The following is a 15,738-nucleotide window of genomic DNA, read 5'->3' as shown; positions in this document are numbered from 1 at the left end:
TCTTTTATCTGCCCCCTCTCATCTCTCTACGTCACCTTACCCGGCGGCTGACAAACCGAAACATGTGTAGTGAAAGAATCCTGTTTTATACTATTCAAACTTAAAGTGAGGCATATGAGAATCCTAACCAACTCCCTCTTCACGCTGTTAATCTTGCTTTGTGCCACCGTTATAGTTCAGGCGCAGGAAACCATGAAGCGGGTACCTGATGTACCCTACGTACCTACTCGACAGGCTGTGGTGGATGCCATGCTGGAGCTGGCACAGGTTTCGGAAGGCGATGTACTTTATGACCTGGGCTGCGGCGATGGGCGCATTGTGATAACGGCAGCGAAGAAGTATGGCGCCACCGGCACAGGCATCGACATAAACCCTGAGCGCATACAGGAAGCCAACCAGAATGCCCGCGAGGCAGGCGTTACCGATAAAGTGCGCTTTATTGAGGGCGATCTGTTTGACTCGGACTTCAGCCAAGCAAGCGTGGTGACACTGTACCTGCTGCCCAGCGTTAATAAAAAGCTGCAGCCTATCCTGCTGGAGCAGTTAAAGCCCGGAACCCGTATCGTGTCTCATGCTTTTGACATGGGCGATTGGGAACCTGAGCAAACCGTAGAGGTAGACGGTGCCAAAATCTATTTGTGGACCGTTCCGGAGAAATAAGCATACTTTAAGCCCATCGCTCATTCCTGCTACAAACGTATAGCTCCCATTTCTAAACAAAAACAGGAGTTATATGTCATACTTTGGTGTGCCTTCTAAAGAAGTATGTAGAAGCCATCTAAAGTATTTATCAAATTATAATATACAAAGTATACGATGAGCAGCAACACGAAAAAGTTGTCTGAGATAGAATTGTCTGTGCTGGACCTGGTACCCATTTTAGCCGGAAAAACAGCTGCAGACTCATTTAAAACAAGCCTGGACCTGGCCCGCCATGTAGAGGAATGGGGTTACAAGCGCTACTGGATGGCCGAGCACCACAACATGCCCGGAATCGCCAGTTCAGCAACCGTCGTCCTGATCGGCCACATTGCCGGTGGCACCAAAACCATCCGGGTTGGCTCAGGTGGAATTATGCTGCCCAACCACGCTCCGCTGGTGGTGGCAGAGCAGTTCGGCACCCTCGAGTCTTTGTACCCTGGCCGAATAGACCTGGGCCTGGGCCGCGCCCCGGGCACTGACGGGCTGACAGCCATGGCGCTCCGGCGCGACCTGCAAGGCAGCGTGGATGACTTCCCGAAAAACGTACAGGAGCTGCAGTATTACCTGGGCCCCGCAGACCCAAAAGCGAAGGTGAGGGCCATCCCCGGCCAGGGACTCGAAGTGCCGATGTGGCTGCTCGGTTCCAGCACCTACAGCGCCCAACTGGCAGCGATGCTGGGCTTGCCGTTTGCGTTTGCCAGCCACTTTGCCCCGGCAGCGCTACATGCCGCCCTTAAAATATACCGCGACACGTTCCAGCCATCGGAACACCTGAAAGAACCCTATGCCATTGCCTGTGTAAATGCCGTAGCTGCAGCAACCGATGCCGAAGCCGAGAAACTGGCCACCACGCTGTACCAGGCCTTCCTGAACGTGATACGGGGTACGGCTAACCCCCAGCAACCGCCTGTGGATAGTATGGATGACCTCTGGAGTTCTGCCGAAAAATATGCCGTGCAGCAGATGCTGCGATATACTTTTATCGGCTCGCCGGTAACTGTAAAAAATGAAATAGAAGCTTTCCTGGAGGAAACGCAGGTGGATGAGGTGATGTTTGCCTCCCATATTTACGACCACCAGGCCAGGCTTCGCTCCTATGAGATACTGGCTGAATTAAAAAAGAGCTGATGCTTTACTGAAGCCGTAGCCCGCCACGCCTGTTTAGCAGAAATGGCGGGTTGCGGCTTCAGATTAATTGCACTGTTTCCCGTATAACCTGATGTACATTTAATAACATTGATTATGAGTATGGAAACCAAAGTAGCCCAAAATTTACAGCTTAGCAGCCCATCTTTCGAAGCTGGCGAAAGCATCCCTCAGGAGTACACCTGCGACGGCGAAGACATCAGCCCGGCACTGGAGATCGGCGACTTTCCGGAAGGTACCCAAAGCCTTGTTTTACTTGTTGACGACCCTGATGCCCCCAAAGGTAGCTGGACTCACTGGCTGATGTGGGACATTCCGCTTATACACACGATAGAGGAAAACAGCAGACCAGGCATTGTGGGTGTGAACGATTTTGGGAACACCAGTTACGGCGGCCCCTGCCCTCCTATTAGCACACATCGTTACTTTTTCAGGCTGTACGCCCTGGATACCAAATTAGGCCTGCCGGAGGGCAGCACCAAAGAACAGGTTTTTCTGCAGATGGAGAACCACATTCTCGGCTCCGGCGAACTAATGGGCCTTTACAGCCACTAAGCCCACCACCCTGCTTTCTGCCCTACTGCACGAATGGTTTGACAGCGCAGCGAAAAGCGCTATCTTACCCCTATGAAACAAGCGTTTTCTCTTGTCCTGCTTTGGCTGGCTATTAGCCTGTCCTCCTACGCTTTTGCCCAGGCTCCACGCGTTATAATTGGCGCGGAGCAGCTGCTCACGCCCGAGTTCCTGTCCCTGATAAAAGGCAAACGCATTGGACTGGTAACCAACCATACTGGTCTGCTGCCAGATGGCCGCCACCTGGTGGATGTGCTGCATGAGCGCCAGGATGTAAAACTGACAACCCTCTTCGGCCCCGAGCATGGCATCCGGGGAGATCAGGATACGCACGTGGCCAGCGGCACTGATGCCAAAACCGGGTTGCCGGTCATCTCCCTTTATGGTAAAGTGCGCAAGCCTACCCCCGAAATGCTGCGAAATGTGGATGTGCTGATTTTTGACATACAAGATATCGGTGCACGATTTTATACTTATATCGCCACCATGAACTATGTGTTGGAGGCTGCGGCAGAGCAAAACATCCCCTACCTGGTACTGGACCGGCCCAATGCGATTGGCGGAAAGTATGTAGATGGCCCGGTAGGAGAAAAAGCAGGAGAGCCCATAAGCGGAGTAGCCCAGTTGCCCGTAGTACACGGCATGACAGTGGGTGAACTGGCCACCATGTTTAACGGAGAACGCGCTGCCCGCAAGCTGCGACAGGCCAAATTAACGGTTATCCCCATGAAGCATTACAACCGCGAACAGTGGTATGATGACACGCAACTGCCCTGGGTGAAGCCCTCCCCTAACATGCTCACCCTCACCACTGCCACCGTTTACCCCGCCACCTGTCTGCTGGAGGGCACCAACATATCAGAATCCCGTGGCACGCTGCACCCATTCGAGCGCATTGCTGCACCCTGGATAGATGGGAAGAAACTGGCAGACCAGTTCAACAGCTATAAGCTGGAAGGCGTAACCTTCCGCCCCGTTACGTTTGTGCCGGATAGTATGGTGGATGGCATCAAGATTTACCCACCTAAATTTATGGGCGAGCAGTGTTTTGGTGCCGAGATGGTAGTTAACGACCGGAACACATTTGAATCGGCTAAAGCGGCCGTATACATTCTACATGCGCTGCAAACGATTTACCCGGAGCAGTTGGAATGGCGCGATGCCCGCATGGATAAGTTGTGGGGCACACCAAAGATCAGAGAGCAACTGCAGGCCGGCAAAAAGCCACAGGATATTATAAAACAATGGGACAAAGAACTGGCGCAATTCCAAAAGGTACGCGAGAAGTATCTGCTGTATTGATTTCCTGAATTCTCTATACAACAAGTATAAACAGAAGCCATACTATGAAAAAACACCTTCTCATCACGCTACTCTCCGCCCTCTGCCTCACCACTCAGGCGCAGGACAACAACTGGACCTGGGGCGGCCCTCTCGACCCGGCGCAAGCCACTTTTGATGTGAAGCACTACACCCTGCGGCTGGAGGTGGCTCCGGAAGCACGTACCATAGGTGGCTCGGCCGATGCCGAGGTAGAACTGGTGGCTCCAACCAATAAGATCAGGCTGAACCTGATTGATGCCTATACCGTGAGCGGCGTGAAGGTAAACGGCAAGAAAGCAAAGTATACCAGAGGTAAGGACGCCCTGGATGTGCAGCTGAAGCAGACATACCAGCCAGGGCAGCGGGTAACCGTGACGGTAGACTATGCCGGCACCCCGCCCGAGGCAGTACGCCCGCCGTGGCAGGGAGGCTTTACTTTCACGAAAGATGCAAATGGCAAGCACTGGATAGGATTATCGTCGCAGAACGAGGGGGCCAAGATCTTTATGCCCTGCAAAGACCACCCTTCCGACGAGCCGGACGAGGGTGTGGAGCAGTATATTTCGGTGCCTGCCCCTTACCAGGTAGCGGCCAACGGTGTGCTGGTATCGGAAAAGAAAAAAGGAGACCAGATCACCTATCACTGGAAGACCGACTATAGCATTAACAACTACGGAATCAATTTTACAGTTGGCGATTTTGCCGTTACCCGCCGCGACTATACTACCATGGATGGAAATACGGTGCCGATGGTGCTATACCTACTCAAACAAAATGCGGATAAGGCGCCAGAGTTGATGAACATACTGGAGATCAGCCTGAAGACGCAGGAGAAATACTTTGGCGAATACCCCTTCCGGAAAGATAAAGTGGGCATTGTAGAAACGCCATACTTAGGTATGGAGCACCAGACCATCAACGCCTACGGTAACAAGTTCCGGTTTACACAGGTTGGTGACGCCCCTTATGACCATCTGCTGCACCACGAACTGGGCCATGAGTGGTGGGGCAACAAAGTAAGCGTTAAAGACTGGGCTGATTTCTGGATACAGGAAGGCCTTTGCACCTACGGCGACTGGCTTTTTGTGGAGGAACATGCCGGCCACGAAGCTTACCTGAAACACGTGCAGCAAATCGGCAAGAATATTCCGAACCGCAACCCAATCATCATGCGGGAAAATAATGTGGACTCCGACGAGGCTTACCATGGCGAGATCTATTCTAAAGGTGCCCATGTAATGCACTCGCTGCGCTACATGCTCGGCGATGAGGTCTTCTTTCGAACACTCAAAAGCTTTATTCTGGACCCAGCCTATACGTATGGCAACCAGGTAAAAACTGCTGACCTGCAGGAGTACTTTACAAAAGAAACAGGGTATGATATCAAGCCCTTCTTTGACCTGTACCTGCGCACTACAGAGGTGCCGGAGGTTGTGGTGGAGCAAACATCTGAAAACAACTACTCCATCCGCATCCCTAACATTGACTTTAACTTACCCATGGATGTGAGAACAGATAGTGGCACGAAACGCCTGGAGCTGTCTGGTAAGCCAGTGCAAGTAACATCTACAACTGCGCCTGTGGTTGATGAAAAGGGATGGTACCTAAAGAAGGTGGTGACAGGAGACAAAACGCTGTAGTGTGTAGCAAGGTATGGGGGTTTCTGTAACAGATTTGGTTAAAGTATAAACTGCATGGTTGGTGGTAAAGCGCGTAGGTGTAAACCCACCCCTTAAGAGCTACGCTCGCTAGCTCAAAACTCCCGTTTTGGCTAGTCCCGAAAGGGGAATTGTCCAACCACCCCTGCCCCTCCTTGTCCAAGGCGGGGAGCCTGTAATTACTGATGTTGAAGTGTAAGTTTCATAGTTGGGGATGGCTGCCATCAGCAAAAGTGTAAACCCACCCCTAACCCCTCCCAGGAGGGGAATTGCACCTCTCCCCAGCCCTCTCCTTTTCTCGAGGGCCCCTACCCCCAAAACAGGAGAGGGAGTCCGGTCCCAGTGGTATAGCAATGGCTATCGAAAACTGATCCCAGTCTTTCCGTTGAGCGCCTTTGGAGTTTTTCGGTCCCGCGAGAGCGGGATTGCAAAGCGACAGCGAGCAAAGAAAAGCTCCCAGCGCGATGCGGGAAGACGAGCCCTCCCGGGCTGGAGGGAGCCAAAGCCAAAATTGAAACGATAGGTTTGTAAGACTGAGGATGTACGGTAGCGAGGAAGAATAACTTGTATCCAGTTGAAGAGAGCAGTGGCTTTGGAAGTATAAAGTACGGATTGCGCGGACTAGGAAGTCCGCGGCAGAAAGGTTCCGGACAAGGATGTCCGGAACAGCAAGTAGTATAAGTATGGCTTTTCAAGCCAGTTGAGTTACAAACTCAACACCATAAAAAGACACAAGTCTGAAGACTTGCGCCAGAAGGAAGAAGCTGTGGCTATGAAAGTCTAAAAGTATCGCCTAAGTATAAAAGTAGGTCAGCAGCCAGCAAGTAAAGCTTATGTCAGACTACCAAAACATCAGGCTATGCAATGTAGAGCAAACGGTTTATCAGAAGCCAAGCCACTATACCAGCTCCTTTATTCGGCGCTCAATCCAAAGTATAAACCCAACCCCTCTCCTCCTCGTTTCTGATGAGCTGAAAGTATAAACCATCAAAAGAAACGAATTTGGAAAGTATAAACATACCCCAACAAACAACACAAGAGATAGCCGGGCTTGTAAGGGAGCAACTGGTGGAAATGCTGGAAGGCGGCTTTGCCCCGAACGTAATCCTGCTGCGGGAGTTCGACTTTAAAAAAGCCGGAATTATACTTGACGGGCTGCACTTCTCTGCTTGGATACTGCTGGGGCATATCCGGGCGCGGCAGCAGACTTTGCTGCAGTTTATGAAGCACCCGGAGCAGGACATTGATGTATGGCCTGACGCGCATTGGCCGGAGAACCACCAGCCGGCAAGTGAGCAGGAATGGAACGAGGCCATAGATGCATATGCCCAAGAATTGGAGGAAGTGATTGTACTGGTAAAAGCCCCGGCCACCGACCTGTTTAAAGTACAGCCAAACGGCAAAACCCGCTCCTGGGCCGCCATAACGATCCTGCACCACACGGGTTACCACATCGGGCAATTGAAGACGATTGGCCGGCAGCTCGGTGTTTGGTAGCTAACTTTGGTACAGCGGCTGCTGGGAGGCGATGATCTCCTGCTTCAGTTCCTCAAAATCCCTGTGCGGCTGCTCAGGGCTGTATTGCATGGGCTGGCCAATGGAATCCGGATAACCCAGGAAACGAATCAAGGGGCTTGCGATAATACCTGCCTGCTCCACTTGCGCCTCCGTTAGCTGGTCCATCCAATAACCTGACTGCCCCTTTTTCAGGTGTTTTGGGTTTTGGGTTTTCATGGTGGCAAAGCTCATATCCTTCTGCAGCTCCTGCCGCTGTTCCTCGTTCAAATCTATTTCGAGGTAACGCAACAACCGGCCCAGCTCCTGCTGAAAGTCTAGCAGGAACCCTTCATAAAATGCGATGTGGATGTTATACTCGCGGCTCAGGCGCAGGTGGTCGTAAACATGCCATACCCACTCCAACATCAGCTCCTCAAAATGTTTCTCCAGGTAGCGGCCACTATCGGTTTCCTCCTGTGGGTAGTACTTCAGCATGTAACCCGAAGTATAGTATTTGGAGGCGGAGATGGCGCGGTCGCGGGGGTCACGCACAATGTATACTTTTTTATCGAACAGGCTGAACAGTTCGTCGCTACGCTTGCAAACCGGCGAGTGCGTCCATACATGATCAGTCTGGGCAACGTAGTTTTCTACACTTTCCACCGGCATCCGGAAAATGCTGCTGATGCGGTAACTGTACTGTAGGTCAGTTACGTCGAGCACATCAATGCTGGCCTGGCTGGGGTAGTTCAGGTCCCAGGTTTTTGCCAGTTCATAGATTGCTTGCCGCTGAATAAAGCTTGAAACGGATTGCCCGTTACGTTGCAGTATTTGCTGTATGATCTGGTAAAGCCATAGGTTACCGCATTTGGGAGCGCCCCCTTGCAGAATTTTCATAGCGTTGGTCTGGTACGGTTTAACATCGTCAAGCAGGCTATACGACTTTTCCAGGCTTATTGCCGTACAAGTTGGTCTGAAGTATAGCTTATACTTCAGCTCAACCTAGAGGAACCATGCAAAACATCTACCCATTTGAGTCGAAGGTTTGCTATGAGCAGCGGAAGCAACTGATGCAGCAGGAGCCACGGCTGGTGTGGCTCACGGGCCTGTCTGGGTCCGGTAAAAGCACCCTGGCCCTGCGCCTGGAGCACCATCTTTTTCACCTGGGCTACAAGGTTTTTCTGCTCGATGGCGACAACATCCGAAACGGCCTTTGCCAGGACCTAGGATTTACAGCACAAGACAGGAAAGAGAACATGCGTCGGGTGGCAGAGGTGGCGAATCTTATGCTGGAGTCCGGGTTGGTGGTGATTTGTGCCTTTATCTCCCCTTATGCATCAGAAAGGGCCCTAGTGAAAGAGATTGTGGGGCCGCAGCGCTTTGCGGAAGTATACATTAACTGCAGCCTGCAGGTATGCGAGCAACGCGACACCAAAGGGCTTTATGCCAAAGCGCAGCAAGGTCTTATACAAAACTTTACCGGCATCAGCGCACCTTACGAGGCTCCGCAGCAACCCGACCTCATACTTAAAACCGATCAGGAGCCAATAGAGGATTCGCTGCACAAACTCATTACTTTTGTGAAGCCGCAACTGCGGTTAAAACAAAATATGAAAGCCGCCATGTAATATACGTGGCCTTCCCGTTTTTAACCTTTTAAAGTATGAATTCAGACAGACCAGGAGCAAGTATAGCCTCCTTATTACAGCTTGCCAGAACAGCAGCACTGGAAGCTGGGCGTGCCATCTTGGAGATTTATACTTCCGGTGATGTAGGCGTAGCCTTGAAAACCGACGATTCGCCTCTGACCAGGGCAGACAGCGCTGCACACGAAATAATAAGCCGGCACTTAGAAACGACAGGCTTGCCCATACTTTCGGAGGAAGGCAGGCACACTGATTTTGAGCAAAGGGAGAAATGGGCACAGTACTGGCTCGTGGACCCGCTGGATGGCACTAAGGAGTTTCTGAAGCGGAACGGGGAGTTTACCATCAACATTGCCCTGATGCACCACAACAAGCCGGTGGGCGGCGTAATTTATGCCCCCGTGCCGGGCAATTTATACGTTGGCTCTTCTGAAACTGGCGTGTTTAAAGCAACTGACGGCAACAAAACTCAGCTGCAGCCTCTGCCCCAGCGGCGAACGCTGGAAGATCTGCTCGAAATGCCGCAACTTACACTAATTGCTTCCCGCACGCACCAAAGCCCCGAAACAGCAGCCTTTATACAGCGCTTCCCGGGGGCAAACACTAGCAGCATGGGCAGTTCGCTAAAATTCATGCTGCTGGCAGAGGGCAAGGCAGACCTCTACCCACGTTTCGCACCCACCATGGAGTGGGACACCGCCGCCGCCCATGCCATCCTTTCAGCACTTAACAGAGGTATCTACCAGAAGGACCTGCAGCAGGAACTGGTGTACAACAAACCCGACCTGCATAACCCGGATTTTATTGCGTTTTAAAGTATAGACCGTGCCTGGGATTATTGAGTTAAAATACTTATCCGTAACTTATACTGCCGGTTTCATGCCACACCTGTATGATGGCTGAAACCATCGCACCAAATTAGCCTTTAAATGCACAGCTGAAGTATAAAAAGCACCGATGACAAAGTATAAATCACTCCGAAAACTACTTCCGGCCCTTGTAGCCGCAGCCATCTTTTCCTCCTGCCAAACCACGGAAAAACAAGCAGACGTAACATACGACCTGTTGCTGGAGAAAGCCTCTGTGGTAGACGGCTCAGGCGCAGCGCCCTATATGGCCAACGTGCTCATCGGCGGAGACACTATCGCCCTTATCGACAAGGACACCGCCAATACCTACACTGCCCTGAAAACCATACCGGCCCAGGGGATGGTCATTACCCCAGGGTTTATAGACACCCACGCCCACGGCGACCCGATGAAGGAGCCGGAATTTAAAAACTTTCTGGCGATGGGCGTTACCACGATTTGCCTGGGTCAGGACGGCTTTAGCCATAATAACAAAGACATGAGTGTTTGGATGGACTCCGTGGATACAGCTAAACCGGGCGTAAATGTTGCCATGTTTGCCGGCCACAACTCGCTTCGTGTGCTATCGGGTGCCATGTATGATTCTATTCCCTCGGAGGAGCACATGCAAGCTATGGAAGCCTTGGTGGCCGATGCCATGGATGCCGGCTGCTACGGCCTGACCACCGGCCTGGAGTATAACCCCGGCTACTACGCCACCAGCAACGAACTGAACCGCCTGGCAAAGGTAGTAGGCTCTAAAAATGGATTAGTGATGAGCCACATGCGCTATGAGGATGATGCCTTGATAGAGGCATCTATCAAAGAACTGTTGGAGCAGGGGCAGTACTGCCCGGTGCATGTATCGCATATAAAAGTGGTGTACGGCAAGGGTAAGGAGCGGGCGCATCAGGTGCTGCAGCTGCTTGACAGCGCCCGCCAGAGCGGCACCAAGGTAACAGCCGACTTATACCCCTACACCGCCAGTTTTACCGGCATCGCCATACTCTTCCCGGAATGGGCTAAATCGCCTTACGATTACAAAGAAGTGCTGAAAACCCGCAAGGAGGAACTGAGGGATTACATGCGTAAGAAGATCATACAGCGCAATGGTCCGGAAGCTACACTGATCGGTTCTGGCCGATATACGGGTAAAAACCTGGCCCAGATAGCCAAGGAATTAAATAAGCCTTTTGAGGATGTGCTGGTGGAGAACATTGGGCCTTACGGTGCCAGCGGGGCCTACTTTATCATGAACGAGGAACTGCAGGAAGAACTGATGCTGGACCCGCACGTAATGATCTGCACCGACGGAAGCCCCAGTATGCACCACCCACGCGGCTACGGTGCCTTTGCTAAAATTTTAGAGACGTACGTAGTGGATAAAAAGCTGCTGACACTCAAAGAGGCCGTGCGTAAAATGACAGGACTGCCTGCCGAAACCATTGGCCTGCAAAACCGTGGTCTGCTGAAGCCCGGCTACAAAGCCGACCTGTTAATCTTTGACCCTTCTGAGATAAAAGAGAACGCCACTTACGAAAAGCCAGACCAGCTAGCCAGCGGCTTCCGGTATGTTTTGATAGGCGGTAAAATAGTGAAGGAGGGAGAAAACTACACCAGCAACCGCCAGGGCAAAGTGCTGCGTAAGCAGGTGCAGGAGTAAGTATAAATAGCTAAAACTAGTCTTATTTATACTTGTGCTGGCTTGTAATCTAACCTATTCAACTTGATGTATTATCGCTTGGCAAACGTTTTCACACATCAGTTTGCAACGTTTATCGGACTTTTAGCGTGCCAGGCACGGAATAAAGGCCTGAACAAAACCCTTTCTCCGGCTTAACCCGTAGAAACTAACGATTGTCATAAAGTACAAATCATACCTGCAGCTAACAAACAGGTATTTACCAGATGTTAAATTAAATAAAACTAATATGAAAAAGGTATTATTTGCATGTGCTATAGCTTTCGGTTCCCTTGGTTTTTACTCTTGCGGTGGCAACGAAGGCGTAACCAACGAAGAAACTGATGGCACAGTAATAGACACAGACACTACAGTATCTGAGCTTGAGGTTGAAAGAACCGTACGCGATATCGACACTACGATGGAAACTGAGACTGAAACCATCGAAACAGATACAGCAGATAACTAAGAAGTATAAATTGTAATGGAAGTGGTAGGATGTTCTGAGCCAGTCAGGTTCTGGATGCCCTACCACTTTCTTTTTACCCCTCCTTACAGCACCTCTGCAAGTTTTTTTAAGGCATATTTATGCTGCGCCCAGCTTTCTCCGGCTATACTTTAAACTGCAGAAATTGCATCAATTAAACAGTTGTAAACCTACTGCACCACGTATATACATCCACACTAAAGAGGCATCAAAATGGCTCCAACAGAGGCTGAGGCAAAAATTATCGTGTTTGATTTAAACGGCACTTTTTACAACAAGAGCTCCAAAACTGAATTCTATAAATTTATACTTAGCAAACAGCCCGGGCGGATAAAGTTCCTGTTCGAGATGGCCTATTACAAGCTGCTGCACAAGCTCCACCAGATGCGCCAGACAGAGTTTAAAGAGAACTTTTTCAACTACCTCGACAAGCTTCAGCCTGAGCGTGTAAAAGCCTTAGCCAAAGAGTTCTGGGAAAAAGAGTACCCGGATAACTTTAACAAAGAGCTAAAGCAGCATTTCGAGAAGATGCGGAAAGAAGGCGTGTTGCTGTTTTGCGCCACAGGCGGGCTGGAGCTGTATGTAAAGCCGCTTTTTGACCTTTTCCCGGTAGATGGCTTTGCCGGAACTGAAGTGAAGTATGAAGGCGGCACCTACCTGGTAGTTGACGAAGCCTGCAAAGAAGAGGAGAAACTGCGCCGGATCACAAAGCATTTTAAAGGCAGGAAGTTCAACATCATCGAAGCCTACTCCGACAGCAAAGAAGTTATACTTGACGAAGCGGACAAAGCCTTTCTTGTAGATGATGGAAAGATCACCCCCTACAAGCCTTAAAGCTTTTTAGTACCAGTTTATACTAACAAGCCTTTGAAACTCAAAAAAAATGCGGTTAGCAAACAGCCGAGATTCGGCAGGCAGCTAACCGCAAAGTATAAAGTAGCCTTAGCCAGCTTACGGAACTATGACCAGCTTACCGGTGGTATGCTGTGACTGTATCTGCTTCATCGCCTCGGCGGTTTCATCCAAAGTATAAGTTTGGGTTACTGGCACACGAAGTTGCCCCGCCTCTGTCAGTTCCCGCAAGTGATCCAGCTGCCGCGTATTGGGCTCCACAAACACATAACTGAAATCTATCTTCGGGTCCAGGTCTGTGCCGTGGTTAAGTATGGATACCAGCTTGCCAGAAGGCTTCAGGGCTTGCAGGCTTTGCTGCAGCGTTTCGCCGCTGGCACAATCAAAAATTATATCCACACCATCTGGCACCAGCAGCTGTACCGCCTCACCTACATGGGTATTTTTATAATCCACTGTATAATCAGCTCCTAAATTACGCATGTAAGAATGGTTCTTTTCGCTGGCCACGCCTATAACGTTAGCCCCTTTGGCCTTGGCCAGCTGTATGGCCAGGCTACCTACGCCACCTGAGGCGCCGAGAATGAGCACGGTTTGGTTTTCCTGCAGTTTACCCGCATCAAACAACGATTGATAGGCCGTAAGCCCCACCAGTGGAATACCTGCCGCTTCCTCCCACGACACGTTCAGGGGTCGGCCGCTAATGTAACTCTCCGGTATCACAATATATTCTGCGAAGGTGCCATGCTGCACCACGGGCCGTCGGGCATACGCATATACCTCTTCCCCCACAGCAAACCTCCTGGCGCTGTAGCCGCGTTCCACAATTTCACCGGCCAGGTCCCAGCCAGGTATAACCGGAAACGCTGTTGGCAAGTGATCTTTTAGGTAACCCTCCCGAACCGCATAATCTACCGGGTTCACGCCGGCAGCCTTTATCCGGATAAGCACCTCGCCCTCTCCTGTCTCAGGTATATCAACTGTGTTAATACTTACTTTCTCAGGACCACCAAACGCAGAATAGGTAGCCGCTTTCATTTGTTTTGCCATAGCTTTTGAATTTTACCTTAAGTTGTGATTACCCCACCCCTAACCCCTCCGGGGAGGGGAACCACCTACACTACACTTTTTACGAAACCCCTATCTGTGGCAGGGCCGTTTTAATCTCCAACTTATTGTTATCCTGAAAGGATCTTGGTTGTGGTAGTATAGGCTTTACCTCCGGGAGAAGGGGCGCTCATTTTACACCAGTTTTCTTAACAGAATCTCAACTATTTTTGGGGTTTATACTTGGTTACGCATATATGGAGAGCCAGCTTAGCCTGCCGGCCCTTCACCTTTTTATATCAGACCTACAGTATATTATGCGTTGGGGTTTAATTTGCTCTAGCGAGATGCAGATTTAACCCTCTAGTTGGTACACAAACTCACGGAGGTCCCGGTAAACGGCGGCAAGCTTTTTAGGGGGAAAATGAGCGTTAAGCCCACTTGGGTTGGGGAGAACCCAAAGCCGGGTCTGCCCCAGTGTCTGCTCCTGCAGCCCGATGTCGGCAGTTGCTTTGCCGAAGGCCACGCGGTATGCGCCAAGTCCTAGCAAGGCCAGCACCTGCGGCTGGTACAGGATCACTTTCTCCACCAGCGTAATGCCTCCCTCGATCAATTCTGCTTTGCTTAGCTCAGCCGCACTGGCTGTTGCCCTCTCCACCACGTTGGTAATGCCATAGCCCAATTGCAGAAGCTCATTCTCCTGGTGTGGCTGGTATTTCTCCGGGGTAAAGCCGGCGGCGTGCAGTGTGGGCCAGAAGCGGTTTCCCGGCCTTGCGAAGTGGTGTCCTTTTGCAGCAGTATATAAACCGGGGTTTATGCCACAGAAAAGCGTTTTCAGGCCCGGGGCAATTATATCAGGCACAGTCTTTCCGGAGGCGGCGGCTAATTCTTCTTTGGTTGGGCTTTTAGTAGACAGCATACTTCTCTTTTACTTCATGCTACACCTTACGGTTATACTTTGCGCTATTATTTACTTGGTTTTCAAACAGAAAGTATAACCTTGCAGAACTTCATACATCTAGTATAGAAAAGTATGAATTTATACTTATTTTAGGAGGCGAAAAGGAATTTTGGACTCCGCACATAATGCAGATAAACGTCACAGTGACGTTTACACAGAAGTTGGCCGTGATTGGGATTATTTTCAGGTTTTAAAGTGGCGTGTCTTTCAGGCTTTTTTAGGGCTGGGCGGCATCAAAGGCCACTAAAGCGGGGCAACGATCAGAAAAAGAGCCAAAGGAAGAAATGGCGTTTCTGACTGGAAGTCTTGCCTCGGCGAAGCCGGGAGAAAGCTGGCTTTCGGACGGGGGCGTCCAGGCAAGACTTTGAGGGGCGAAGTTATAGCTCGGGAATGACAAAGTCAAGAGCATAACTTCGGCAGGTGGCTCTTTTACAGAGGGTTGCCCGGCAATAGAGAGGCCAATGATAGGATTGGTTTTTCTTTTGATGGTGGGCCAGCCCGGAGCCTGACGCCTCTGGCAACGTCGCCAATACTGCATTAACGGCATTGCCGCCGGCTAAAGCGCCACTCGAGAAGGAGTTTAAAAGGAGAAAATAACCCAACCATCCGGGTTGCTTTTCCCTTGTTTTTACAACGCAGTGCCGGGGGGAAAAAGGGAAAAACAACCCCGCCCAACACACCCTAGCAGACACCCTCGCAAGCCTGACAAGCCAAAGCGTCTGCTAGACCATTTCGTTGTATAAAAGCTCAAGCATGAAAAAGAGAACTAAGATTGTTGTTTTATTATCTGTAGGCTTGGTATTCTTGTTTAGCGGCTTTCTATACCTGTCATTACATACCATGGAAATTGAAGATCATTATGGAGATCTACAGCACTTCTACTATCAGTCAAAGGACGGGGACATAATTATTAACCATGAAAGTAAAAAGTTTGGTCTCATTGAAAAAGACTCAAGAAGAATCTACATAGTTGATAATAGAAAGGAGAAGGTTGATCTTTATAATTGGGTATACATTTACAATGATTTTCAAGAATCAAAAGTTGAAGTATTCAGGTCCGACACAAAGTAAATCTTTCTAAAATGGACTATGAAGAAGTTGTTAACTTGACACAGCAAAAAGAAGTGGAGTTAGTAACTGAAAACAAAGCCTTTATACAACAAAGCCTATAGTGCATTTAAATGCACCATAGCCAAACACGTTAGGTGGCAAATAAAATCAATGAATTAGAAGCTCAGATGGATTTCATAATAAACATCCTACAAGTTGTCATAGGTATAATAGTCGCTTACTTTATCATTAGGCGATTTGCAGGAA

General features: G+C 50.1%; 17 protein-coding genes. 13 read left to right on the top strand and 4 right to left on the bottom strand.

Annotated features, from left to right (window positions below; genetic code table 11):
- Nucleotides 1-114 precede the first annotated feature (114 nt).
- The 7 genes from OO017_RS03450 to OO017_RS03420 all read left to right on the top strand — a co-directional run bounded on the left by OO017_RS03450 (nt 115) and on the right by OO017_RS03420 (nt 6,899).
- Nucleotides 115-660: an SAM-dependent methyltransferase gene (locus tag OO017_RS03450; RefSeq protein ID WP_266051048.1), complete on the top strand. Its 546-nt coding sequence runs from the start codon at nt 115-117 to the stop codon at nt 658-660.
- Nucleotides 661-816: 156 nt separating this feature from the next.
- Nucleotides 817-1,830, top strand: coding sequence for an LLM class flavin-dependent oxidoreductase (locus tag OO017_RS03445; protein WP_266051047.1), 1,014 nt, complete (start codon nt 817-819; stop codon nt 1,828-1,830).
- 120 nt (nt 1,831-1,950) lie between these two features.
- Entirely contained in the window at nt 1,951-2,403 is a 453-nt protein-coding gene (locus OO017_RS03440; RefSeq protein WP_266051046.1) for a YbhB/YbcL family Raf kinase inhibitor-like protein, read from the top strand.
- 72 nt (nt 2,404-2,475) lie between these two features.
- On the top strand, nt 2,476-3,723 hold the full coding sequence (locus OO017_RS03435; protein ID WP_266051045.1) for an exo-beta-N-acetylmuramidase NamZ family protein: 1,248 nt from the start codon (nt 2,476-2,478) through the stop codon (nt 3,721-3,723).
- Between the two features lie 44 nt (nt 3,724-3,767).
- Entirely contained in the window at nt 3,768-5,384 is a 1,617-nt protein-coding gene (locus tag OO017_RS03430; RefSeq protein ID WP_266051044.1) for a M1 family metallopeptidase, read from the top strand.
- Between the two features lie 851 nt (nt 5,385-6,235).
- On the top strand, nt 6,236-6,385 hold the full coding sequence (locus OO017_RS03425; RefSeq protein WP_266051043.1) for a hypothetical protein: 150 nt from the start codon (nt 6,236-6,238) through the stop codon (nt 6,383-6,385).
- Between the two features lie 19 nt (nt 6,386-6,404).
- Complete coding sequence (locus OO017_RS03420; RefSeq protein WP_266051042.1) at nt 6,405-6,899, top strand: hypothetical protein; 495 nt, start codon at nt 6,405-6,407, stop codon at nt 6,897-6,899.
- Here OO017_RS03420 and OO017_RS03415 read toward each other — a convergent pair whose 3' ends face one another.
- Entirely contained in the window at nt 6,900-7,796 is an 897-nt protein-coding gene (locus OO017_RS03415; RefSeq protein ID WP_266051041.1) for a sulfotransferase domain-containing protein, read from the bottom strand.
- Nucleotides 7,797-7,912: 116 nt separating this feature from the next.
- Here OO017_RS03415 and cysC point away from each other — a divergent pair, with 116 nt between their 5' ends.
- The 5 genes from cysC (at nt 7,913) to OO017_RS03390 (ending at nt 12,395) form a co-directional block, all read left to right on the top strand.
- Nucleotides 7,913-8,527, top strand: a complete 615-nt coding sequence (gene cysC / locus OO017_RS03410; RefSeq protein WP_266051040.1) for an adenylyl-sulfate kinase — start codon at nt 7,913-7,915, stop codon at nt 8,525-8,527.
- A 35-nt stretch (nt 8,528-8,562) separates the two neighbouring features.
- Nucleotides 8,563-9,360 carry a 3'(2'),5'-bisphosphate nucleotidase CysQ gene (cysQ, locus tag OO017_RS03405; protein WP_266051039.1) on the top strand — a complete coding sequence of 266 codons (798 nt, stop codon included), beginning with the start codon at nt 8,563-8,565 and terminating at the stop codon, nt 9,358-9,360.
- A gap of 142 nt (nt 9,361-9,502) precedes the next feature.
- On the top strand, nt 9,503-11,056 hold the full coding sequence (locus OO017_RS03400; protein ID WP_266051038.1) for an N-acyl-D-amino-acid deacylase family protein: 1,554 nt from the start codon (nt 9,503-9,505) through the stop codon (nt 11,054-11,056).
- Nucleotides 11,057-11,324: 268 nt separating this feature from the next.
- Nucleotides 11,325-11,543 (top strand): hypothetical protein, encoded by a 219-nt coding sequence (locus OO017_RS03395; RefSeq protein WP_266051037.1) that lies wholly within the window; start codon nt 11,325-11,327, stop codon nt 11,541-11,543.
- A gap of 231 nt (nt 11,544-11,774) precedes the next feature.
- Nucleotides 11,775-12,395 carry an HAD family hydrolase gene (locus tag OO017_RS03390; RefSeq protein ID WP_266051036.1) on the top strand — a complete coding sequence of 207 codons (621 nt, stop codon included), beginning with the start codon at nt 11,775-11,777 and terminating at the stop codon, nt 12,393-12,395.
- Nucleotides 12,396-12,512: 117 nt separating this feature from the next.
- Here the strand turns inward: OO017_RS03390 and OO017_RS03385 are convergent, their stop codons facing one another.
- The 3 genes from OO017_RS03385 to OO017_RS03375 form a co-directional block, all read right to left on the bottom strand.
- Nucleotides 12,513-13,463: an NADP-dependent oxidoreductase gene (locus OO017_RS03385; RefSeq protein ID WP_266051035.1), complete on the bottom strand. Its 951-nt coding sequence runs from the start codon at nt 13,461-13,463 to the stop codon at nt 12,513-12,515.
- Between the two features lie 352 nt (nt 13,464-13,815).
- Entirely contained in the window at nt 13,816-14,379 is a 564-nt protein-coding gene (mug, locus tag OO017_RS03380; protein ID WP_266051034.1) for a G/U mismatch-specific DNA glycosylase, read from the bottom strand.
- A gap of 259 nt (nt 14,380-14,638) precedes the next feature.
- Complete coding sequence (locus OO017_RS03375) at nt 14,639-14,959, bottom strand: hypothetical protein (RefSeq protein WP_266051033.1); 321 nt, start codon at nt 14,957-14,959, stop codon at nt 14,639-14,641.
- A 215-nt stretch (nt 14,960-15,174) separates the two neighbouring features.
- Here OO017_RS03375 and OO017_RS03370 point away from each other — a divergent pair, with 215 nt between their 5' ends.
- Nucleotides 15,175-15,492 carry a hypothetical protein gene (locus OO017_RS03370; RefSeq protein ID WP_266051032.1) on the top strand — a complete coding sequence of 106 codons (318 nt, stop codon included), beginning with the start codon at nt 15,175-15,177 and terminating at the stop codon, nt 15,490-15,492.
- Nucleotides 15,493-15,738: the final 246 nt, after the last annotated feature.

Source organism: Pontibacter anaerobius, from assembly GCF_026241195.1.
Lineage (GTDB): Bacteria > Bacteroidota > Bacteroidia > Cytophagales > Hymenobacteraceae > Pontibacter > Pontibacter anaerobius.
This window is presented reverse-complemented; position numbering and strand designations above follow the sequence as displayed.

Bases quoted from the DNA above. Each gene is read 5' to 3' on its own strand.
- OO017_RS03415 (WP_266051041.1), bottom strand. From the start codon at position 7,796: ATGAAAATTCTGCAAGGGGGCGCTCCCAAATGCGGTAACCTATGGCTT.
- OO017_RS03445 (WP_266051047.1), top strand. From the start codon at position 817: ATGAGCAGCAACACGAAAAAGTTGTCTGAGATAGAATTGTCTGTGCTG.
- OO017_RS03385 (WP_266051035.1), bottom strand. From the start codon at position 13,463: ATGGCAAAACAAATGAAAGCGGCTACCTATTCTGCGTTTGGTGGTCCT.
- OO017_RS03450 (WP_266051048.1), top strand. From the start codon at position 115: ATGAGAATCCTAACCAACTCCCTCTTCACGCTGTTAATCTTGCTTTGT.
- OO017_RS03390 (WP_266051036.1), top strand. From the start codon at position 11,775: ATGGCTCCAACAGAGGCTGAGGCAAAAATTATCGTGTTTGATTTAAAC.
- OO017_RS03370 (WP_266051032.1), top strand. From the start codon at position 15,175: ATGAAAAAGAGAACTAAGATTGTTGTTTTATTATCTGTAGGCTTGGTA.
- OO017_RS03435 (WP_266051045.1), top strand. From the start codon at position 2,476: ATGAAACAAGCGTTTTCTCTTGTCCTGCTTTGGCTGGCTATTAGCCTG.
- OO017_RS03395 (WP_266051037.1), top strand. From the start codon at position 11,325: ATGAAAAAGGTATTATTTGCATGTGCTATAGCTTTCGGTTCCCTTGGT.
- OO017_RS03425 (WP_266051043.1), top strand. From the start codon at position 6,236: ATGTCAGACTACCAAAACATCAGGCTATGCAATGTAGAGCAAACGGTT.
- mug (WP_266051034.1), bottom strand. From the start codon at position 14,379: ATGCTGTCTACTAAAAGCCCAACCAAAGAAGAATTAGCCGCCGCCTCC.
- OO017_RS03430 (WP_266051044.1), top strand. From the start codon at position 3,768: ATGAAAAAACACCTTCTCATCACGCTACTCTCCGCCCTCTGCCTCACC.
- cysC (WP_266051040.1), top strand. From the start codon at position 7,913: ATGCAAAACATCTACCCATTTGAGTCGAAGGTTTGCTATGAGCAGCGG.
- OO017_RS03400 (WP_266051038.1), top strand. From the start codon at position 9,503: ATGACAAAGTATAAATCACTCCGAAAACTACTTCCGGCCCTTGTAGCC.
- OO017_RS03375 (WP_266051033.1), bottom strand. From the start codon at position 14,959: ATGCAGTATTGGCGACGTTGCCAGAGGCGTCAGGCTCCGGGCTGGCCC.
- cysQ (WP_266051039.1), top strand. From the start codon at position 8,563: ATGAATTCAGACAGACCAGGAGCAAGTATAGCCTCCTTATTACAGCTT.
- OO017_RS03440 (WP_266051046.1), top strand. From the start codon at position 1,951: ATGGAAACCAAAGTAGCCCAAAATTTACAGCTTAGCAGCCCATCTTTC.